The sequence below is a fragment of the Deltaproteobacteria bacterium genome, assembly GCA_016208165.1.
Taxonomy (GTDB): domain Bacteria; phylum Desulfobacterota; class Desulfarculia; order JACQYL01; family JACQYL01; genus JACQYL01.
This window is the reverse complement of the sequence record JACQYL010000137.1, coordinates 21,766-41,983: the sequence shown is the minus strand read 5'-3', so window position 1 is coordinate 41,983 and position 20,218 is coordinate 21,766. Positions and strand designations below refer to the sequence as shown.

The window sequence follows — 20,218 nt, the reverse complement described above, 5'->3', positions numbered from 1 at the left end:
AGGCTCCGACCGGGAAACCTACAATCACACCTGACTGAATGAAGACGGCCCTGCGATCCGATCCCTAACCCCGGGTCCCCGTTTCCTTGTTCAGGCGTTGGCCGTTGTGCAAAGATGCCCCTTGTATCGGTAATCATTCCCACCTACAACCGCGCGAGCCGGCTGGAAGAGGCCGTCCGTTCCGTACTGGACCAGACGTTCCGTGACTTCGAGCTCATTGTGGTGGATGATGGCTCGACGGACGGCACCCGAGAAATGCTCGAAGGTTTCGGGGCCGGCGTGAAGGTGCTCGTTCAGGCACGTTCCGGTGTAAGCGCGGCGCGCAATCTCGGTATCGAAGCGGCCCGGGGGCCGTTGATCGCGTTTCTGGATTCGGACGATCTGTGGCTCGATCGAAAGCTCGAGGTTCAGGCGGCTCATTTTCGGATGCGCCCGAAGTCCCTTATCTGCCAGACGGAAGAGGTCTGGATTCGCAAAGGCAGACGCGTCAATCCCAAAGCCTATCACAAGAAACGGTCCGGGAATATTTTTCGAATCTCCCTGGAACGGTGCATGGTGAGCCCGTCCGCGGTGATGCTGCGCAGAAGTCTATTAGAGGAAGTGGGCGTATTCGACACCTCCATGGAAGCGTGCGAAGACTACGACTTATGGCTCCGGGTGGCATGCCGCCATCCGGTGGCGTTGATAGACGAACCGCTCACGATCAAGCGGGGCGGACATTCGGATCAGCTTTCCCGGACCGTGCCGTCTCTGGACCGCCTTCGCATTCATTCGCTGAGTAAGCTCCTGTCCGCGAATGTTCTGTCCATAGAGCAAACCGGCTGGGTATTGGAGACGCTGCGGAGGAAAACCCGGATTTACGCGGAAGGATGTCTGAAGCGGGGAAAGCTGGAAGAAGCCCTCCAGGCTCAAAAGCTTCTACCGGATCACCAGGAACGACCTTCCAATGGCCCGGGAATGCAGGCACTCCCCGATGGACAGGTCGATACGGATGGGGGAGGTACGAACCTGGACGGCCTCGAAATGAGCCGAGCGAAAGGCGACACCGGTTAGCCGTCTTCCGCTTCGAAGAACCGCATAAGATGTTCGAGGAGTTCTTTGGGGTCATCCGGGTGGAACCACCGGGCTTCGTCCACCGATTGGAACCACGTGAGCTGCCGTTTGGCGTAGCGTCTCGTGTCCCGCTTCAATAACCGGGTTGCCTCTTCAAAAGACCATTCGTTCTCCAGGTAGCGCGCCACGTGCCGATATCCGATGGACTGCATGGACTTGAGATCGGCGCCGTATCCCATGGACTTCAGCTTTTTCACTTCTTCCACCAATCCTTCGGCCAGCATTTGGTCCGTTCGGTTCTCGATACGGGCGTATAGTTCCGGTTTGGGCCGGGAAAGGACGCAGTAGGCGACCCGATACGAGGATTCCTGAAAACGATGCCCGGCTTGAAGGCGGCTTATGGGCGTTTTCGTGGTTTCGTACACTTCCAGGGCCCGAACAATGCGAACCCTGTCCCTGGGATGGATTCGTTGGGCTGCAAGGGGGTCCACGTTCAGCAACCGACGGTGCAATTCATCCAGCCCCTTCCGGTTGGCCTCGTCTTTCAGCCGGGCGCGGACCGTGGCGGATTTGGGCGGCACCGGAAACAGGCCGTGCAAGAGCGCTTTGATATAGAGTCCCGTTCCGCCCACCAGAAGGGCGCGCTTGCCTTTTTCGAGAATCCGCCGTATGGCCTCGTCGGCCATTCGACGGTATGTGGATGCGTCGCAGGTTTCGTCCGGATCTCTCACATCGATGAGATGGTGGGGTACCCGCTTGCGTTCGTCGACGGTCGGCTTGGCCGTACCCACGTCCATGTAACGGTAGATCTGCATGGAGTCGGCATTGACGATTTCGGCATTCAGAAATTCGGACGCGCTCAAGGCCAGTTCGGTCTTTCCCACTCCGGTTGGGCCGGTTATGATGCCGATACTCGGGATGGCCACGGTTTACCTTCTTTTGAGTTCCTTTTCCAATTCCGTATAGGTGATTTTTTTCCAGATGGGCCTGCCGTGGGGGCAGTGAAGAGGACTGTCCAATGAGAGGACTTCGCGGACCAGAGTTTCCATTTCTTCACGGGCAAGGGCCTGTCCGGATCGAATCGACCCGTGGCAGGCCATCACGATCAGGACGGGATCGAGAGGCCCTGCGTCGCCGGAAGCAGGCGGCGTCTCGGCGGTATCGTCCAGGAGTTCGTTTATCAATGCGGTCACATCGACCTGTTTCAACAGGGCGGGCACTTGCCGTACGATGATACTGCGCTCGCCGAACGGGCGCACTTCCAGTCCCACGGCGTTCAGGTTTTCCCGGAGATCCTGGATCCGTGCAAATTCCTTGGGGCTCAGTTCCACCACCTCGGGAGTGAGGAGCATCTGTGTGGACACCGAGGTCTTTGCGGCGTCCAGTTTCAGTTTTTCGTATGTGACCCGTTCGTGGGCGGCGTGTTGATCGAAGATCAGGAGGCCTTCCCTCGTTTCGCAGAGAATGTAGCTTTTGCCCAACTGACCCAGGACCTTGACCAAAGGGAGGGAGGAGCTTTCCTGCAAACGATATTGGGGAGAAGACGTTTCGGGAACTCGAGGGGCCGGGACGACCGCCGGTCGGGCCGGTTCGCTGATATGCAGGTTACTCCGAGAACCTCGAAGGTTCCGATCCCCTCCCGATGCCTCCTGAAAGCGGATCGGGTGATAGTCCCGCTTTTGTCCAACTTGCCACGGCTCAATTTCCGGAACGTCCCGAGGCAGGAGCTCGGACCGCGCGTGAGCATCCAACGCGGTTTTTAAGTTCGACACAACGAGGTGATAGATCCGCTGAGGATCGGTAAATCGAACCTCCGCTTTGGTGGGGTGGACATTGACATCCACTCTTGCAGGATTCACCTCAAGGAACAGCAGGGCCATGGGATAGCGTCCTTTGGTCAGGAACGGACGGTAAGCGTCCAGGATCGCCTTGTGAAGCAACCGGTCACGCACCCACCTCCCGTTCACATACGCGTACACATGCCGTGGGGCTGTGCGGGAATCTTCAGGGGGAACGAGATATCCCGACACACGGGGATCGCCCGTGTCCGACGAGAAAGCGACCGCCCGCTGGGCCAACTGCCGCCCCCAAAGAATATACAGCCGGTCTTTGGGCGACGCGCCCGAGGGGAATTCCAGGTTCGGTTTTCCATCGACGTCCAGTCGGAAGTGGATTTCCGTCAACGGCAACGCCGTGCGGATAAACATGTCCGTGATGTGACCCATTTCCGTCTGGGAGCTCTTCAGAAATTTCAGTCGGACGGGAGTGTTGTGAAAGAGCCTGGAAGCGGTGATGCGGGCGCCCGGCTGCATGGTGATTTCTTCGACGGTGCGTATCACGCCTCCCTGCACTGTGATGCGCCGGCCCACGTCCAGTTCCCGGACGCGGCTTTCCATGGTCAGGTTCGTCACGGAGGCGATGCTCGGGAGGGCCTCGCCCCTGAAACCAAGCGACCGAATGTCAAAGAGGTCCGCTTCGGTAGCCAGTTTGCTGGTAGCGTGGCGTTCGAGGGCCAGAAACATGTCGTCCGGCTCCATACCCATTCCGTCATCCGTCACGACGATGCGTTTTCGCCCGCCTCCCTCGATGTTCACCACCACGTGACCGGCTCGGGCGTCGACGGCATTTTCCAGCAGTTCCTTTACAATGGAGGCCGGCCGTTCCACGACTTCGCCGGCCGCGATCTTATTGGCCAGGATTTCGGGTAAGATATGAATCTTCGGCATAGGCGCGTTCCTTGGATGGGCAGGATGTTGTCAAGCCCTCGGGCATGTGATATCTAAACACCAAGGAGGGCTCCCAAAGGGTTCTTCTTAACTCTCGGGTCCCCGCTTCAATCGGTTGCCTTCTTCCACACCCAAGCGGGGACCCTTTAAATCGGATAGGAGCGGGCTATGGATCCCCGGGAAGAAGCTGTTCTGAAAGCAACGAAAGAGATTATTGTCAAGTTTATCGAGACCGGGCGACTCAGTACCAGTACGTTTGAAGAAGCCTACCTGCTGGTCAATCGAGTGGTGAGGGAGAATATCCGGTCGAAGCCGCACAAGGAAACGGACCGAGGGGAGAAGACGCAGGCGCAATCAACGTCATCTTGACGGATGAAAAGCGCCATCCGGTGCAAGCGGACCGGCAGACCACCGACCGTTTATTCGGCCGCGTCGGCGGGCGCGCAGCGAGTTCAGGGCCAAAGCCGGGAAGCCGGAAACACTACAGTTTGTTGGCGCCCGTCTTGGACACCAGGTTACCGGCCCTCAACAGGGAATCGAAGGTTCCTGCGTCCGTCCACCAGCCCTCCAGCACACTCCAACTCATTTGACCTCGTTCGATGTAGGCATTGTTCACGTCGGTGATTTCCAGTTCTCCCCGAGCGGAAGGTTTAAGCGCCCCGGTGATTTCGAACACGTCGGGACCGTACATGTAGATACCGATCACCGCATAGGATGACGGTGGCGTTTGTGGCTTCTCGATGATTCGCACGACCCGGTCCCTCTCGAGCACGGGTACGCCGAACCGTTCGGGATCGGGGACTTTTTTCAGCAGGATTTTAGCTCCACGCTCCTGCTTTTCGAAATCTCGCACTGCCTGCGCGATGTTGTTCTCAATGATGTTGTCCCCCAGCACCACGCAGATCCTGTCATTGTCGGCGAAATACTCGGCCAATTTCAAGGCGTCGGCGATGCCGCCTTCCCCTTCCTGGTAGGTATAGTTGAGATGCTTGAGGCCGAATGCTTTTCCATTGGCCAGGAGTTTCAAGAAATCCCCGGCGTTGTTGCCTCCAGTGACAATCAGAATGTCTTTTATCCCGGCGTTTACCAGCGCTTGTATGGGGTAGTAGATCATGGGCTTGTCGAAAACAGGCAGCAGATGTTTGTTGGTTATGCGTGTCAAAGGATACAGCCGGGTGCCCAATCCCCCTGCTAAAATAACGCCTTTCATTCCGTAACTCCTTACTTAGTCGCTGTGTTGTCCGTATTCCACTTCAACGAGATAGAGACCCTGGGGGGGTGCTTTCGGACCGGCGCGGGATCGGTCCTTTCCGGTCAGCACGCGAGTGAAATCCGATGGTGTAATGGCGTGTCCGCCCACCTGAACCAGCGTTCCGACAGTGTTTCTTACCATGTGCCGCAGAAATCCATCCGCTTTGAGCGCGACGCAGACCATGCCGTTGGCATCCTCTGACAGGGATTGCTGGAAAATCGTCCGCACGGGACTTTTTGCGCAACTGCCCGCTGACTGGAAAGCCGAAAAGTCGTGCGTTCCCTCGATGGACTCGAGGGCGCCGGCCATAGCTTCCAGATCCAAGGGAACGCGCACGTGCCAGGCTCGATCCCGCATCAACGCGGGGCGAACGAAGCGGTTGCAGATCAGGTAATGATATCGTTTTGATTGGACCGAATAGCGGGCATGGAACCCTGAAGGCGCCTCGGAGGCTTCCTTTACCGCGATGTCCGGCGGCAGCAGCGCGTTCAATGCGTTCTGAAAGACGCCGGCTTCGTAGGTTGCGGCGGTCACAAAATGGGCCACCTGACCCGTCGCATGGACGCCGGCATCCGTACGGCCCGAGCCGTGCAGGGTGACCGGCTCATGGAGCATGGTCCTCAAAGCGGTTTCGATGACTTCCTGAATGGTGACGATCCCCTTCTGGCGTTGCCATCCGGCGTAAGCGCCGCCGTCATACTCGAGAACCAGCTTGATGATTCTTTCGGCGCCGATCACGGACCAACGTTCCTGCTCAGGGGTACAACGGCGCTATGCGGAGGCCCGCGGTTTCTTCCAGCCCCAGCATCAGATTCATATTCTGGACCGCCTGCCCGGAGGCGCCTTTGACCAGATTGTCAATGGCGGAAACGCCGACGATCCGATGAGTTCTGCGATCGATTTTGTATCCGATGTCGCAATAATTCGAGCCGTTGACAAAGGACGTACTGGGAAAATGGCCCGGCGGAAGCACTCGAACGAAAGGAGCGTTATCATAGAACGCCCGCGCTCGTTCGAAGAGAAGCTGCTCCTCGATGTCCGCCGTCAGGCTCGCATAGGTCGTCGTCAGAATGCCTCTATTCATGGGCGCCAGGTGAGGGGTGAAACTGATGGTCACGGGCCGGCCGGCCAGGAGGGAAAGCTCCTGCTCGATCTCCGGCGTGTGGCGGTGTTCCCCGATCTTGTATGCCTTGAAGCCTTCGTTCACTTCGCAATAGAGGGTCGCCATGCTGGGGCCGCGCCCGGCCCCGCTTGCTCCGCTCTTCGAGTCGACGATGATCGTGGCCGGATCGATCCAACCGTTTCGGAGGAGGGGCGCCAGGGCCAGGATCGTGCTGGTGGGGTAACATCCGGGGTTTGCCACCAGCCTGGCGTTTTGCACGGCGTCCCGATGGATTTCCGGTAATCCGTAAGCCGCTTCTTCCAGGAGCAGGGGAGCGGAATGGGGCTGATACCACCTTCCATACACTTCCGCGTCTTTCAGCCGGAAATCGGCGCTCAGATCCACGACCTTGAGGCCCTGGTCAAGCAGTTTCGGAACGAATTCCATGGCCGTCTCATGGGGAAGGGCGGTGAAGGCCACCGACGCCGACCGGGCCACCTGGGATGGGTCGGGAGCGGAGAAGACGAGGTCCGTGATTCGTCTCAAAGAAGGGAACACATCCTCGATGGGTTTTCCCTCGTATCGACGACTCGTCGCACACGTGAGCTTCAAGTCGGGATGGGCGCTCAGGAGCCGAATCAGCTCGACGCCCGTATATCCGGAACCTCCGATAACGGCGGTCTTGACCATTACATCCTCTCCCTGTCAGCCATCTTACACCAAAAGGCGCCCGAAAAGAAGCGCTGTCCGAGGGACGTGCTTGAGGGCGGGTTTCCCGACGCGTTACAGACCTCTTGCAGAATCGTACGGAAGACAGACGAAAAAAGGAGGGATATGCGTCCCTCCTTCTTCGGCCGAGAATCCGGACGTGTCGAGCCTATCGCTTCGAATACTGGTATCGCGCGCGCGCGCCCCTTTGCCCGTACTTTTTCCGTTCTTTGACGCGGGCGTCCCTTGTAATAAAACCCGACCTTTTCAGAATGGGTCTGAGACTCGGATCAATGGTCAGTAATGCCTTGCTGATGCCGTGCTTCACAGCCCCGGCCTGTCCGGAGATGCCGCCACCCTTCACGGTGACGATCACGTCGAACTTTCCGAGGGTATTGGTGATCTCGAACGGTTGACGCACGACCATGGAGGCCGTCTCTCGACGAAAATATTCGTTCATGGGACGTTTGTTGATAACAATGGTTCCCGTACCCGGCTTGAGCCATGTCCTGGCAATGGCCGATTTTCGTTTTCCCGTTGCGTAGTACGTTTCCGTAGGCAAGACCCCCTCCTTAATCGAACTTCAACGGTTTGGGTTGCTGGGCTTTGTGCGGATGGTCCGGCCCTGTGTATACTTTCAGTTTCTTTAACATCCTTCGGCCCAGGGGATTCTTGGGCAGCATGCCGCGCACGGCGAACGTCATTATGCGTTCCGGATGCGTCTCGGCCATCTTCTTGGCGCTGGTGGTCTTGAGGCCTCCCACCTGCCCCGAGTGGTGGTAGTACATTTTCTGGTCCCATTTTCGTCCCGTCAGCTGTACTTTCTCCGCGTTGACGACAACGATAAAGTCCCCGGTGTCCATGTGGGGAGTGTAAATGGGTTTGTGCTTGCCTCTGAGGTGAAGGGCGATGCGGCTCGCCAGTCGCCCCAGGGTCTTACCCTCTGCGTCCACCACGAACCATTCCCGTTTTATGTCTTCCGGCTTGGCCGAATATGTCTTCATGCGTCGGAACTCCCTCCCAAAAAGTCAAAATAATTAAATATGCGACTCAACCGAATTTGTCAAGAAAAAATTCCTCCGGACTCTCCCAATTTCTTGGAGCCGACCTACGCGACTGGGTGATGCGAATTGCTTTCCCTTTTATGCACCCTGTGACAGTTCGTGACACTCCTATCAGGCTGCTGAAAAACGCGATCCGCGGCGTTGCGCTTCATCCCTCGTCACTGCGACGTACTCTATGTACGCCTCGTTCCTCGGGATTTGCGCGCCTTGCATCTCATCGTTTTTCAACGGCCTGTAACAACCCGGCTTTTTCAACGGGCTGCTAGACAGGGCCGTTGGGGCTTCCTAATGACGGTGGTGGGCGTTCTCCTCCTCCGGCATCTCGAATTCGAACCTTGCAATGTATCGATTTCCTTCAACAGGCACTTCAAGTTCCATTGTAAATTGGTGTAAAGACTTTAGGAAATCTGCTTGGTAGCGATACGTGCTGGATTCGGCAACCCATTTGCTGCGAATCCTAGGGTTAGAGTATGGCTTTCGTCTTACTGTCTCCTTTCGTAAGTACAGCCTGCGACGTTCATAGTCGGTCGGCAACAGACGGATTTCTTTGTGCATCCCGTTTCGATCCGTAATGACTGCTTCAAGGAAGCTCTCTTCCAACAAATAAGGCTTTTCAACGGCATCGGATATCCATGCTTCTATGACACCTTCCGCGTGGTCAACAAAAAATGTAACGTGGTGGTTTCCAATCACTTCAGTGTATGGATATTTGTGTGTGGGATGATCCGGCACATTTTCGTCAATTATAGCATTTTCTCTAGTTGAAGAACAGCTAAGTTGGCTTATTATCACAAAGAAAATAAACCAAGTCGCGATTACCCGCGGTGCTTTAAATGTAAATGAGTGCATTACTTACCTCCTTAGATAAAAAACCTGGACGTTTCGGGAGACGCTGTTTTGGGTTTCCTTCAAAGAGCGCTTCATACGGCGCCGGCGCCTTTCTCGCCGGTGCTGATACGAATCGCCATGCCGATATCGCCCACGTATATCTTGCCGTCGCCCTTGAGGCCCGTATGCGCGGCCTTTTGGATGGCGGTGACCACAGCTTCCGCGAGATCATCCCGGCACATGATCTCGACTTTGACGCCATGCTGGTAATCCAGGAGATCGTCATGGGCCTGGGCTTGGGCGCCACTCCAGCCGACGCCGAAACCACGGCATTCCATCACGCTCATTCCGGTGAGCCCCTCGATCGTCCGGAGGGCCCGGGTCACTTCCGATAGCTTATGCTTCTTGATGTAGGCCTTGATTTCCTTCATGACGGACTCTCCACTTCGATCTTGATGGAAAACCACCTGTAAAGGGCTGGAATAACTAGTAAAGTTAGGATAGTAGAGGTGACAAGTCCTCCTATCACTACCGTGGCCAGAGGACGCTGCACCTCACTACCTGTCCCGCTGCTGAACAGCAACGGGAAAAGACCCAGGGCCGTGGTTAGCGCCGTCATCAGAACCGGCCGCAGGCGCAGGCAGGCTCCACGGACGGACGCCTCGTCCAGAGGCACTCCGTCGCGCAGCAACTGGTTGAGGTAAGTGACCAGCACCATGCCGTTTTCCAGGGCCACGCCGAACAGGGCGATGAAGCCGACCGAGGATGGAACCGAAAGGTTCTCCCCGGTCAGCCACAGAGCCACCACCCCGCCGACCAGGGCCAGAGGGATGTTGAGCAAGATCAGGAAGGTATTCTTGAGGGAGCTGAAATTCATGAATAGTAGAACCAGGATGACCAGCAAAGTAGCAGGCACTACCAGGGCCAGGCGCTTGTTGGCCTCTTGCTGCAGCTCGAACTGTCCGCCCCAATCGATCAGATAACCGGCCGGCATCTGAAGCTTTTCGGCGATGGCCCGCCGGCCGGAGGCGACGAAAGAACCGATATCGCGTCCGCGTACGTTGCACTGGACCGTGATGAAGCGTTGATTGTTCTCGCGAGTGATCTGGCGCGGACCGACAATCTCCTCAACAGAAGCGATCTGGTCGAGGGGCACCTTTGCGCCGCCGGGGGCCGCGATCAGGATATGCCGGATGGCCTCGGCATCGTCGCGGGCTTCCTTGGCGAAACGGATGAAAATGTCAAAACGGCGGATCCCCTCGAAGATCTGCCCGCTAACCTCTCCACCCACGGCAGTGCGGATGACGCTCTGCACGTCTTCCACGTTGATGCCATAGCGTGCGATGGCCCGGCGGTCGATGCGTATTCGAAGCTGAGGCGTACCGGTCACCTGATCCTTTTGCACGTCGGCGGCCCCGGGAATATCCCGGATCAGCGCCTCGATCTCGTCCGCCTTTTTTTTGAGGACGTCCATATCGGGACCGAAGATCTTGATGGCGAGCTCGGCCTTGGCGCCGGTAAGTAGCTCGTCCACCGCTGCGGCGATGGGCTGCGTGACGTTGAATTGAGCCCCGGGGAAGCCCTCAAAAGCCTCGCTGATCATGGCGTAGAGTTCATCGGGGTTTTCGGCGCTGGTCCATTGATCCTGCGGCTTCAAAGCGACAAAGGCTTCCGCGTTGTTGACCGGGTCGGCGTGAGCTCCGACCTCTCCACGGCCTACGCGAGTGACCACCCTGGTCACTTCCGGGAATTGGGCCATAAGCCGCCTTTCAAATCGCAGCATGGTGTTCCGTGATTCCTCTAAAGAGATCGAAGGCGCCATGGTTGCGCGAATCATCAAATCCCCTTCGTCAAGGCGCGGCACAAATTCCGAACCGAGGCGCGGCAGCAACAGGGCCCCCACCGCGAGCATCAGCACGGCCAACCCCACCGCGAGGGAAGGACGACGAACGAAAAGGCGCACGGTGGGCCGGTAGGGAAGCAGCAGGCGATCTACAATCCAGGCCTGTTCGGGGCCTGCGCCGCCGGCCACCGATTTGGGCCGACGCATCAGAAGGTCCGAGGCGACCGGCGCCAACAGCAGGGCGTACAGGAGCGAACCGAGCATAGCCAGAGAGACCGTGAAGGCAAGGGGCTTGAATGTCTTACCCTCGACCCCCTGAAGCGTGAAGAGGGGAAGAAAAACGACGATGATGATGGAAATGGCGAAAATGATGGGGCGACCTACTTCGGCGCAGGCTCGGGCAACGATCGCCATGCGCGAATCCGCGGGATCGGCCTCGCGCAACATGCGGTCCACGTTCTCCACCATAACGATGGTTGCGTCGACCATCATGCCGATGGCGATGGCCAGGCCTCCAAGGGACATGAGGTTGGCGCTGACGCCGAAAACCTTCATCAGGATGAACGAGAAGAAGATCGAGAACGGGATGGACAGGGCCACAACGATGCTCGCCCGCAATCCGCCCATGAAGATCAGGAGCACGCCGACCACCAGCAGTACCCCGAAGACGAGGGCATCCGTAACTGTCCTTACGCACTTGGAGACAAGCGTGGCTTGATCGTAATAGGGGGCCACCTTCACTCCCTCGGGGAGCACCTGATTGATTTCGGCCAGCCTATCCTTGACGTCGGAGATGACGGTGGAGGTGTTGGCGCCGATCAGCTTAAGCACCATCCCGACCACCACTTCGCCGGTCCCGTTCATGGTGGCCAGGCCCCGTCGGATTTCGCCGCCGATAGCCACCTCGGCCACCTGGTCGAGGTAGACCGGGGTTCCGTCCTGCACTTTGAGCACGATGTGCTCCAAGTCATCAAGCTTCTCGGCCAAGCCGACCGACCGCACGATGTACTCTTCGTCGTTCTTGACCAGAAACTGGGCGCCGACATTGCCGTTATTAACCTTGACTTTTTCTGCGATCTCCCCGACGGTCAAGCCGAAGCGCAGCAGGTCGGCAGGCCGCACGCGCACTTGAAACTGCTTCACCTCCCCACCCAGAGAGAGCACCTCGGTCACGCCGGGCACCGTTTGCAGGTTGAACTTGATCATCCAGTCCTGGATTTCGCGCAATTCTTCGGGAGTACGGCCGCCCTTCTCATCTTCGAGCACGTAGAACAGAATCTGCCCCAGACCCGTGGCGATGGGCCCCATTTCCGGCTCGCCAAATCCCTCCGGGATCTGTTCGCGAGCCATCTGCAACCGTTCCCCCACGAGCTGGCGGGCGAAGTAGACATCGGTGCCGTCCTCGAAATAGATATTGATGACGGATAGACCGAAGTTGGAAATGGAGCGGATTTCCTTGAGGCGGGGCAGGCCGTTCATGGCCGTCTCCACCGGATAGGTCACGTATTTTTCGACCTCTTCGGGGGCAAGTCCCTCGGTTTCGGTAAAGACCTGGACCAGGGCCGGGGTGACGTCGGGAAAGGCGTCTACCGGCAATCGCCTATAGCTGAACCAGCCTGCGGCCAGCACCAGCACTCCGAGTAGGATCATGAGCAGCCGGCTGTGCAGAACAAAACGGATGATTCTTTCCACGACGATCCCGTCTCCTTAATGGTTGTGGCCGTCGCCGAAGGCGCCCTTGGACAGCTGTGCCTTGAGGGTGAAGGCCCCTTGGGTGACATAGGTCCGTCCGGCCTCGAGTCCGGAGAGGATTTCCACGTGGGTGGCGTTCTGTTGTCCGATTTCGATCGGCTGCGGCTCGAATCCTTCTTCGGTTTGGACAAAAAGCACGGTACGATTTTCGAAAGTCTGAAGGGCGCTATTAGGAACGAGGATATCGACCGGCGTGCTTCCCACGGCCACCCGGGCGACCACAAAAAGACCCGGACGCAGGCGGCCCTCCGAGTTGGGAAGCACCACGCGGGCCTTGGCGGTGCGAGTCGCCTCGCTGACCAGGGGACCGACCCAGGCGATGCTTCCGGAAACCGTTGGAATACCATGGCCGATCTCGATCGTCACGATCTGCCCTTTGCTGATCCGGGCCAGATCTTTCTGGTAGACGTTGATGTCCACCCACACCGAGGAAAGATCGGCAATGGTGAATACGTCTGCTTCGGCGTTGGCACTTTCGCCCAGGGTCAGATGCCTTTCGATAATAGTGCCGGCAAATGGCGCTCGGATCACAAACCGGGTGTAGGTGGCGTCCGAATGCTTGGGCAGCTCTTTAAGCTCCGAATCGGTGAAGCCCAGAGCATGAAGTTGCTGTTCCGCCGAGGTCATAGTGATGCGCGCCTCGGCCAAGGCCTGGCGGGTGTCAAGGTACTCCTGTTCGCTGGTCACCTTCTTCCGCCACAGCCGCTCCTCGCGCTCGAAATTGGCTAAAGCAAGCTTCTCGCGTTCGATGGCGGCCAAAAAACCCGCCTTGGCTTCGGCCAACTCGCGGCTTTCGAGCACCGCCAAGATTTCGCCGGCATTGACGGAATCACCCACGCTCTTTCGAACTTCGCGCACGATGCCTGAAACTCGGGGCGCCACGTGGGCCAGGCGGTCGGCATTGAGGACGACCTCACCGGGCAGATCCACATATAGACTCAATTCGCCCGGCCCTGCCTTGGCCGTTTCGATACCGAACTCCGTCAGTTCCTCGGGCTGGACGCGCACCAGTTGGTCATCGGCTTGTTCCTCATGCTCCTCGGTCAGTCCGTGCTCCTGATGGTCGCCGCTATCGACCGTATGCATCTCTTCATCGAAAGGGCCATTCCGAGAATCACCATGCAGATACCCGAGCCAAAAACCTCCTACTGCAAGAATGGCTCCCGACAAAACAACGCCTATTGAAAGAAGAATCTTCTTGTTCCGCGTCTTCATCTTACTGCTTGCCCCCTATAGGCCCCGGCGCCGGGCTTCCGTCTGAGCCGTCCAAGCCTTGTCCGGTCAATCGTTCCAGCTTAGCCTTCGATTTGTGGTATCGCGCCAGTGTCTCGAGGTACTCACCCTTGGCCTCGAACAAGGTCCGTTGAGCGTCCAGGACTTGCAGAAAGCCGAATTTCCCCTCTCGATATCCCTCATTGGCCGCGTCAAAGGCGGTTTGGGTCGCGGGCAAAACCTCGTTCTTCATCGCGAGAGCCTGAGCATAAGAAGATGAAAGGGCTTCATAAGTCTCCGCCAGTTCGGTACGAACGGCGACCTCCGCCAGTTGACGTTCCTCTTCGGCCTTGGCCAGCATGGATTCCGCTTCGAGGATCCCGCCCTGGTTACGATCGAAAAACGGCACCGGGATCGAAACCCCGAATACGGCGGCGTGATCGTCCGTTTCTTCGAATCGGCGGACCCCTCCGGATACGGTCAGGTCCGGAATCCGGCGCGCCTTTTCCAGGGACAGGGCGGCGCGACGGCGCTGAATTTCGTCATCCCATCGGGCGATTTCAGGATTCCGGGCCGTTTGCCCGGTTACGGACTCCTCCGATGGGATCGGACCCAGAGTGTCAAAATTCCCTTCCGCCCTCGTAAAACGCGGTGACGTGGAGCTCCACCTCGATGCAAGCCTCTTCCGAGCCGCCTTCAGGTTCCGTTCCGATGTGTCCATTTTGATTCGGCCGATGGATAAGGTTACCGAGGCCCTGGTCTCCTCCAGAGGAGACACCTTTCCGGCCCTGACTCGTTCAGCCACCGTGTTGAAGACCTGCTCGGAGAGCCGAAGAGTTTCTTCGGCAATGCGCAACTGCTCTTGCGCCGCCAGCACATCTAAAAAAGCGATGGTTGTTGAGGCGGAAATGTCCAGCCGCTTCGCCTCATAGTCCCAGCCGGCCAGATTCCTATCGAAGGCAGCCACCTGAGAGCGCTTGGAACGCTTATCGCCCAGTTCGATCCGTTGACTTAACTCCAGAGTAGTCTCAACGGCTCCAACCCCCCCATTCCCGTCGCCTCCTCCGACGTTTTCCATCTGCAGATCGATTTCGGGATTGGGAAGCAGGGAAGATTGGAGGGTTCTTGCTTCTCGGGCTCGGACTTCCCCAAATGAGGCCGCTATTTCGTGATTCCAGGCCAAGGACAAGGCCAGGGCTTGATGCAAGTTCAGGACGCCGTTCGGTTCCTCGTAGTCCGGTTTCCGGGATGAAACTTTCGGCGGCGGCTCTACCGGCATGACGTAGGCAGGCAAATCGGTTCCCGAGGGGCGCGGTTCCGGCCGTGCCGCCATATCCCGATTGACTCCGCAGGCGCTCGCTGGAATAAGAACGAACCATATAAGCAAAAAGTGCTTGGTACCCACCAAAGACCCCCTATCTGACGTTTTTCCTTATTTGCCCGCAAGCGACGCATCGCACGCAACGGGGCATCACGCACCTTCGCCGGTGACGGGGTGCAAAAGACAAACGGGATTTCGCCGGGTTTAAATCAGGAGGATAACGGTACGAAAGGCGAGGGGAACGGAACGAAGCCCGTTCGTATGTGTTGGAAACGGCTTGGTGAGGTCGACCGCGGCGAGATGGACGGTAGCCCTCGATTGTGACACGACATCGGCCTTGGAAGGCAGTTTGACTTGACCGGAAAGGGGGATATCGACACACGTTCCGCACTGAACATGGGTCTGTTGGAGTTCGGCGCCCGGACTTAAGCCGGCGGGGAGAGGCGCGCCTAAGGGATGTCCACAAAAATTCTCCTGGAGCGATTCTATGCCTGCATGACCCTCGCTCCCATAGCACGAGACGAACGCGCCCCACCCACCCAATACCAGGGTGGCCACATAGGCAAGGATCCCCGCCAGGGCAATCCCCCCTTTTTTCCTCGATGGTCTCAAAGCGCGGTTCATGAAAAAAATGGATTCCTTTGACGTTGTTAAGAAGCATTATAATATGGGTGCTCCACTCCGGTCAACCTGTTTTGCTTTTCACCCCGGCTGAAAACGTGCCGGGCCTGCAGGGTTCGGCTCCAAATAGGTTGCGAGAGCGTGGAGCGGGTCGGAGGCCGAGTAAGCAGCAAGGCACGGCGCCCCGGACCAAGAGCTCAGGGTCTGATCGTTTCAGGGCAACCCTTTGTGACCCTATATCGGCTCGGCTTCCGACCGGTCGTACTCCTGAACTTGAAACCGGCCTCTTCGTTTAATCTTGGTTGAATCTTTGTCGAAATCACATGCCTGATGGTCACGCAAAAGTCCGCAAAGACGTCATCTTGACGAAAGTCGGGGTCCGGAACCTGTTGAAAATACAGGATTCCGGCTTTCGCCGGCATGACGTAAACGGGAAGTTTTTGATTTTTTAAGAGTTGATCATTCTTTTCTTTTGACAGGCGACCGGCCCCAATCTATAGTATACAATGTATAGTATGTGATAATGTACCGTTATGAACCGCAAGTATGGGAGGCGTTCTTTGAATTCCAGGGAACGAATGATGACGGCTCTCGCCGGCGGAAAGCCCGACATGGTTCCGGTTTTCCTGCGCGACCTGACTCTCGGCATGGATCTGCTGAATCTCACCACTCCCGAAGTGTGCGCCGGGAGTGACAACGGAGGGTACGACGCAGAGAAGTCCGCGAATGCGATCATCGCCTGCCGGCGCCGATTCGGTCACGACTGTGTCGTCGGCAGCATACACGATCTGGGCCTGGACGTGGAGCCGTTGGGCGGGCGAACGGATTATCCCTTGCGCGGGGTGCCGCGGGTGGTGGAAGAGCCGTTTGCCGACAAGCGCCTTTTTTCCAAGGCCCGTATTCCCCTCATGGATCGGGACGGTCGGTTGCCGGGAATTCTGAAAGCGCATGAACTCGTCAAACAGCGCATCGGCAGCGAAGTGGCCGTTGCCGCCAACATCGACGGGCCCGTCACCAAGGCGACCATCTACCGGGGTACGGAGCGGCTGATGCGCGATTTCTTCAAAGATCCCGCCTTTGCCGCGGATCTGGTCGAATTCGCCACCCTGGTGGCCATCAGCCATATTCGGTACCTGGCCCGGGCCGGAGCGGACTTCGTCTTCCTGGCGTCGTCCATGGACGGACCGGTGATCATCAGTCCGGAACTGTATCTGAAATATACGATTCCCAGCCTTCGGATGATTGTGGCGGCTTCCAGGGCGGAGGGATTGGATGTGGTCTTCCATCCGCACGGCAGGTTCACGGATGAACGGTTTCGATACCTGGTGGACGCGGCCATTGATACGGGCATTGCCGGGTTTCAGTTTCCCGAGGAGTGCGACCTGCGAACCGCCAAGCAACTGTGGGGAGATCGGGTGGCGATCCTTGGCGGAGTGGACATACCGACGGTTCTGACTCCGGGCCCCACGGAACGCATCCGGGAGGAAACACGAAGGTGCATCGAGGAGGCGGCTTCCGGGGGAGGGTATGTCATGATGCCTTCCTGCTCCATTCACCGCGGCGATCCCATCGAGCATATCGACGCCATGGTAAAGGCGACCCGGACCTTCGGGCGATATGAGTGAGTTGCGACAGTTCAGTGGGGGGAACCCCCTTTCAAAACATTTCAAGTCGGCGCCACCCTTCGACAAGCTCAGGGCAGGCTCCTGCGGGGGGCGAAAACGATAGCGGTATGAAGAGCAAACGTTGTGATCGACATCGGAAAAGGCCGAGACCTTAAAGCACAGAAGGGGGTTCGAATGAGACGACGGGTGTTCCTGGCAATCGTGATTCTGGGGGCTGCGTGGCTCACGGGAGGCACCGGGGCCGTTGCGGCGGAAACCGAGCCGATCCCGCTGAAACTGGCCACGCACTGGCCCGTGCTCCATGACATGAACAATGTGATGGTCGAATTTGCGCGGGACATCGGTCGGGAGTCCAAAGGGCGCATAAAAGTCACCTATTTCCCCGCGGGTACGCTGGCCGGGTCCGGAGAGAAATATCAGAAGCTCCGAGCCGGGGTCTGCGACATAGCCAATATCCACCTTTCGCAGCATCCGGGCGCCTTTCCGTTGGCTCAATTGACCACGCTTCCCTTCCTGTTTTCGGACGGGACCGAGGCGTCATGGGTGTTGAACCGGATGCTCGATGCTTTCTCATCGAACCTGGAAGCCCAGAACATCAAGCTGCTGTTCATGGTGGGCGATCCCAATTTTCAAATCCTTCTATCGAAGAAAAAGGTGGAGACGCCGGAGGACTTCAAGGGATTGAGGCTTAAATGCGGCGGATTTGCCGACGAAGCGCTTAAGTTATGGGGGGCTGTTCCCGTTCAATTGAAACACGGGGATATGTATCTGGCCCTGCGGCGGAGCGTTGTAGACGGTATTGTATTCCCCGTCGGGGCGGCGAGATCGTTCAAACTGGAGGAAGTCAGCCGGTATGTGTTCAAACTGGACTTATTCTCCTATCATCTCTTCATGGGCATGAATCTGGACACCTGGAAACGCCTTCCCGAGGACCTCCAGAAAGGGGTCGAGAGAGCGAGCCTCAAAGCCGCCTACCTGTCGGGTTTCCATTATCAAGATACGGACGCGGCGACCTTTTCCTATCTGGCTTCGAAAGGGCTGGAAGTGTACGAGCCCACTTCAGAGCAGCTCGATGCCCTGAAATCGTCCGTGAGACCTCTCAGGGAAAAGCTGCTACAGGATTTGGAAGAAGAAGGACTGCCTGCCAAGGAGACCCTGGCGCGCATGGAGACGCTGATGGCTGAGTATCGGCTTTGGAGCGATACCGATGCGCTGAAGCCGACGTACCGCTAGTCGTTGTTCCTTATGGATGCAGAGGATCCCCGTGAGCATCGGACACGCCCTTCAGAAAAGCGCGGATTTCGTCACAAAGGCGAGCCGATGGCTCTTTCTCGCGGGAAATACGCTCATGCTGTTTCTCATGCTGCTGGTGTTCCTGGACGTGGTTTTCAGGAGAATGCGTCTGGCCGTACAGGGTGGTATGGATCTCATGGAAACCTCGTTCTGCATTCTCTGCTTTTTCAGTTTCTCGTTTGCGTGGGTGAAGGGAGACCACATACGGGTCGAGATCCTATTGGAAAGGGCTTCTCCGAGGTTTCAAAAAGGGATGCGACTGGTCTCGATCTTCCTGGGCCTCATGATCTTCGGATCCCTTGCCTTCGCTAGTTTTCGACTTGCTTCGGCTTCCTTCCGCCATGGTGACACCACCATGGACCTGGGACTCCCGCATGGCTTACCCCAGACGGCCATGGTGATCGGTTCCGCCTGGTTTTGCCTACAGTTCGTTGTTTCTCTGCTGTACGAGTTGGGTATCATCCGAAAACCCCGTTTGTATGATTAAAGGGGGAGAATGGAACCGTGGTTCGGAGTGTGGGGCTTCGTCGCCCTACTCGTTCTTTTGGCCCTGGGCGTGCCCGTCGCTTTTGCCATGGCCGGCGTGGGACTCGCCGGGTTTGCTCTCTTGTCGAATTGGCAAGCGGGAATCGCCGCTTTTTCCATTGTGGCGTACAGTAACACGGCCCACTTCGTGCTGGCTTGTATACCGCTCTTTATTTTGATGGGACAATTCGCGTTCCGATCGGGTATCACCGAGGAGCTGTATGATGTGATGCACAAATGGTTCGGAAGCGTTCCCGGCGGGTTGGGTATTGCCACGGTGTTCGCATCCGCGGGTCTCGGAGCCGTAACCGGATCGAGCGTAGCCGCTGTGGCTACCCTGGGGGAAATCGCCCTGCCGGAACTGGAGCGCCATCGGTACGATCCCACCTTTGCCGTGGGAACCATCGCGGCCGCCGGAACCCTGGGCATCCTGATTCCCCCGAGCATTCCCATGGTGCTGTACGGGCTTCTGGCCGAAGAATCCATAGGCCGCCTTTTCGTGGGAGGAATCATTCCGGGACTGCTGACTGCGATGATTTTCAGCGGCCTGATTTATTTCCGGGCCGTCCGCCATCCGAACATGGCTCCGAGCGGAGCAACATCTTCCTGGCGGGAACGATTTCGTGCGCCCTGGAGGGTCTGGGGAGTCACCCTTCTATTTTTGCTCGTCATCGGCGGCATGTTTTTGGGCTGGTTTACGCCTACGGAAGGGGCGGGCATCGGAGCGGCGGGAGCCTTGGGCATATTGGCGGCCGTAAGAAAGCTGGACCGATACGTGCTCGGAGAAGCGCTGGGCCAGGCCATTCGCCTCACGGCGATGATCGTGGCCATCCTCCTGGGAGCCTCGATGTTCACGCAATTCATATCCATCACGGGGCTCACCGTGTCGTTTGCCGACTGGGTGATCTCGCTGCCCGCCAATCGTTACGTGATACTGACGGCGATTTTGGTGGTATACCTGATACTGGGGTGTATGATGGATGTGATCGGAATGCTGGTGCTGACCGTTCCGGTTTTTTTTCCGGTGATCACAAAACTCGGGTTTGACGGCGTCTGGTTCGGGATCGTGGTAACGGTGATGATCGAAGTGAGTCTGATCACTCCACCGGTGGGCACCAATGTCATTATCATCAAACGGGTTTCCGGATTGCCGTCGAGGCAGGTATTCGCCGGGGTGGCCTGGTTCGTGGTTATGGAGATGGTCGTGGTGTCCCTGCTGGTGCTTTTCCCGGCGCTGGCCACGTGGCTGCCGGACCGGATGTTGAATTAACTTTGACGAAGATCCGGCTCGAT

General features: G+C 57.7%; 19 protein-coding genes. 6 read left to right on the top strand and 13 right to left on the bottom strand.

Translation table 11 applies throughout. The features are described from left to right. Nucleotides 1-114: 114 nt before the first annotated feature. Nucleotides 115-1,053 carry a glycosyltransferase gene (locus tag HY788_24030; protein ID MBI4777213.1) on the top strand — a complete coding sequence of 313 codons (939 nt, stop codon included), beginning with the start codon at nucleotides 115-117 and terminating at the stop codon, nucleotides 1,051-1,053. Here HY788_24030 and miaA read toward each other — a convergent pair. Together miaA and mutL are read right to left on the bottom strand one after the other, a co-directional pair. After that, complete coding sequence (gene miaA, locus HY788_24025) at nucleotides 1,050-1,979, bottom strand: tRNA (adenosine(37)-N6)-dimethylallyltransferase MiaA (protein MBI4777212.1); 930 nt, start codon at nucleotides 1,977-1,979, stop codon at nucleotides 1,050-1,052. The genes HY788_24030 and miaA overlap by 4 nt on opposite strands. Before the next feature lie 3 nt (nucleotides 1,980-1,982). Beyond that, the gene (gene mutL / locus HY788_24020) at nucleotides 1,983-3,779 is read right to left on the bottom strand and encodes a DNA mismatch repair endonuclease MutL (protein MBI4777211.1); all 1,797 of its coding nucleotides are present in this window, start codon (nucleotides 3,777-3,779) and stop codon (nucleotides 1,983-1,985) included. Between the two features lie 168 nt (nucleotides 3,780-3,947). On the opposite strand from mutL, the gene HY788_24015 reads away from it, so the two are divergent. Further along, complete coding sequence (locus tag HY788_24015; protein ID MBI4777210.1) at nucleotides 3,948-4,148, top strand: hypothetical protein; 201 nt, start codon at nucleotides 3,948-3,950, stop codon at nucleotides 4,146-4,148. Nucleotides 4,149-4,260: 112 nt separating this feature from the next. Here the strand turns inward: HY788_24015 and HY788_24010 are convergent, their stop codons facing one another. The 11 genes from HY788_24010 to HY788_23960 all read right to left on the bottom strand — a co-directional run bounded on the left by HY788_24010 (nucleotide 4,261) and on the right by HY788_23960 (nucleotide 15,485). Continuing rightward, a complete protein-coding gene (locus HY788_24010) occupies nucleotides 4,261-4,989 on the bottom strand; it encodes an NTP transferase domain-containing protein (GenBank protein ID MBI4777209.1) in 729 nt (242 codons plus the stop codon). A gap of 15 nt (nucleotides 4,990-5,004) precedes the next feature. Continuing rightward, nucleotides 5,005-5,769, bottom strand: coding sequence for a tRNA pseudouridine(38-40) synthase TruA (gene truA / locus HY788_24005; GenBank protein ID MBI4777208.1), 765 nt, complete (start codon nucleotides 5,767-5,769; stop codon nucleotides 5,005-5,007). 16 nt (nucleotides 5,770-5,785) lie between these two features. Continuing rightward, the gene (locus HY788_24000) at nucleotides 5,786-6,823 is read right to left on the bottom strand and encodes an N-acetyl-gamma-glutamyl-phosphate reductase (GenBank protein MBI4777207.1); all 1,038 of its coding nucleotides are present in this window, start codon (nucleotides 6,821-6,823) and stop codon (nucleotides 5,786-5,788) included. Between the two features lie 187 nt (nucleotides 6,824-7,010). After that, entirely contained in the window at nucleotides 7,011-7,403 is a 393-nt protein-coding gene (gene rpsI / locus HY788_23995) for a 30S ribosomal protein S9 (protein MBI4777206.1), read from the bottom strand. A 10-nt stretch (nucleotides 7,404-7,413) separates the two neighbouring features. Beyond that, the gene (gene rplM, locus HY788_23990) at nucleotides 7,414-7,845 is read right to left on the bottom strand and encodes a 50S ribosomal protein L13 (protein MBI4777205.1); all 432 of its coding nucleotides are present in this window, start codon (nucleotides 7,843-7,845) and stop codon (nucleotides 7,414-7,416) included. A 345-nt stretch (nucleotides 7,846-8,190) separates the two neighbouring features. Beyond that, nucleotides 8,191-8,754, bottom strand: a complete 564-nt coding sequence (locus HY788_23985; GenBank protein MBI4777204.1) for a hypothetical protein — start codon at nucleotides 8,752-8,754, stop codon at nucleotides 8,191-8,193. Between the two features lie 71 nt (nucleotides 8,755-8,825). After that, a complete protein-coding gene (locus HY788_23980) occupies nucleotides 8,826-9,164 on the bottom strand; it encodes a P-II family nitrogen regulator (protein MBI4777203.1) in 339 nt (112 codons plus the stop codon). After that, a complete protein-coding gene (locus HY788_23975; protein ID MBI4777202.1) occupies nucleotides 9,161-12,268 on the bottom strand; it encodes an efflux RND transporter permease subunit in 3,108 nt (1,035 codons plus the stop codon). The genes HY788_23980 and HY788_23975 overlap by 4 nt, the downstream gene beginning before the upstream one ends. A gap of 15 nt (nucleotides 12,269-12,283) precedes the next feature. Continuing rightward, complete coding sequence (locus HY788_23970) at nucleotides 12,284-13,543, bottom strand: efflux RND transporter periplasmic adaptor subunit (protein MBI4777201.1); 1,260 nt, start codon at nucleotides 13,541-13,543, stop codon at nucleotides 12,284-12,286. A gap of 1 nt (nucleotide 13,544) precedes the next feature. Continuing rightward, a complete protein-coding gene (locus tag HY788_23965; GenBank protein MBI4777200.1) occupies nucleotides 13,545-14,873 on the bottom strand; it encodes a TolC family protein in 1,329 nt (442 codons plus the stop codon). A gap of 192 nt (nucleotides 14,874-15,065) precedes the next feature. Continuing rightward, nucleotides 15,066-15,485: a hypothetical protein gene (locus tag HY788_23960; GenBank protein MBI4777199.1), complete on the bottom strand. Its 420-nt coding sequence runs from the start codon at nucleotides 15,483-15,485 to the stop codon at nucleotides 15,066-15,068. Between the two features lie 557 nt (nucleotides 15,486-16,042). Between HY788_23960 and HY788_23955 the strand changes: the two genes are divergently transcribed. The 4 genes from HY788_23955 (at nucleotide 16,043) to HY788_23940 (ending at nucleotide 20,195) form a co-directional block, all read left to right on the top strand. Then, complete coding sequence (locus tag HY788_23955) at nucleotides 16,043-17,107, top strand: uroporphyrinogen decarboxylase family protein (protein MBI4777198.1); 1,065 nt, start codon at nucleotides 16,043-16,045, stop codon at nucleotides 17,105-17,107. Between the two features lie 174 nt (nucleotides 17,108-17,281). After that, nucleotides 17,282-18,340, top strand: a complete 1,059-nt coding sequence (gene dctP / locus HY788_23950) for a TRAP transporter substrate-binding protein DctP (GenBank protein MBI4777197.1) — start codon at nucleotides 17,282-17,284, stop codon at nucleotides 18,338-18,340. 31 nt (nucleotides 18,341-18,371) lie between these two features. After that, nucleotides 18,372-18,887, top strand: a complete 516-nt coding sequence (locus HY788_23945; GenBank protein MBI4777196.1) for a TRAP transporter small permease — start codon at nucleotides 18,372-18,374, stop codon at nucleotides 18,885-18,887. A gap of 9 nt (nucleotides 18,888-18,896) precedes the next feature. Next, a complete protein-coding gene (locus HY788_23940) occupies nucleotides 18,897-20,195 on the top strand; it encodes a TRAP transporter large permease (GenBank protein MBI4777195.1) in 1,299 nt (432 codons plus the stop codon). Nucleotides 20,196-20,218: the final 23 nt, after the last annotated feature.

Excerpts from the sequence above, each read along its gene's own strand:
- HY788_23965 (MBI4777200.1), bottom strand. The coding sequence starts at position 14,873 with ATGGCGGCACGGCCGGAACCGCGCCCCTCGGGAACCGATTTGCCTGCC.
- HY788_23985 (MBI4777204.1), bottom strand. The coding sequence starts at position 8,754 with ATGCACTCATTTACATTTAAAGCACCGCGGGTAATCGCGACTTGGTTT.
- rplM (MBI4777205.1), bottom strand. The coding sequence starts at position 7,845 with ATGAAGACATATTCGGCCAAGCCGGAAGACATAAAACGGGAATGGTTC.
- dctP (MBI4777197.1), top strand. The coding sequence starts at position 17,282 with ATGAGACGACGGGTGTTCCTGGCAATCGTGATTCTGGGGGCTGCGTGG.
- HY788_24000 (MBI4777207.1), bottom strand. The coding sequence starts at position 6,823 with ATGGTCAAGACCGCCGTTATCGGAGGTTCCGGATATACGGGCGTCGAG.
- HY788_24010 (MBI4777209.1), bottom strand. The coding sequence starts at position 4,989 with ATGAAAGGCGTTATTTTAGCAGGGGGATTGGGCACCCGGCTGTATCCT.
- HY788_23980 (MBI4777203.1), bottom strand. The coding sequence starts at position 9,164 with ATGAAGGAAATCAAGGCCTACATCAAGAAGCATAAGCTATCGGAAGTG.
- HY788_23970 (MBI4777201.1), bottom strand. The coding sequence starts at position 13,543 with ATGAAGACGCGGAACAAGAAGATTCTTCTTTCAATAGGCGTTGTTTTG.
- HY788_24030 (MBI4777213.1), top strand. The coding sequence starts at position 115 with ATGCCCCTTGTATCGGTAATCATTCCCACCTACAACCGCGCGAGCCGG.
- HY788_24015 (MBI4777210.1), top strand. The coding sequence starts at position 3,948 with ATGGATCCCCGGGAAGAAGCTGTTCTGAAAGCAACGAAAGAGATTATT.
- mutL (MBI4777211.1), bottom strand. The coding sequence starts at position 3,779 with ATGCCGAAGATTCATATCTTACCCGAAATCCTGGCCAATAAGATCGCG.
- HY788_23960 (MBI4777199.1), bottom strand. The coding sequence starts at position 15,485 with ATGAACCGCGCTTTGAGACCATCGAGGAAAAAAGGGGGGATTGCCCTG.
- HY788_23940 (MBI4777195.1), top strand. The coding sequence starts at position 18,897 with ATGGAACCGTGGTTCGGAGTGTGGGGCTTCGTCGCCCTACTCGTTCTT.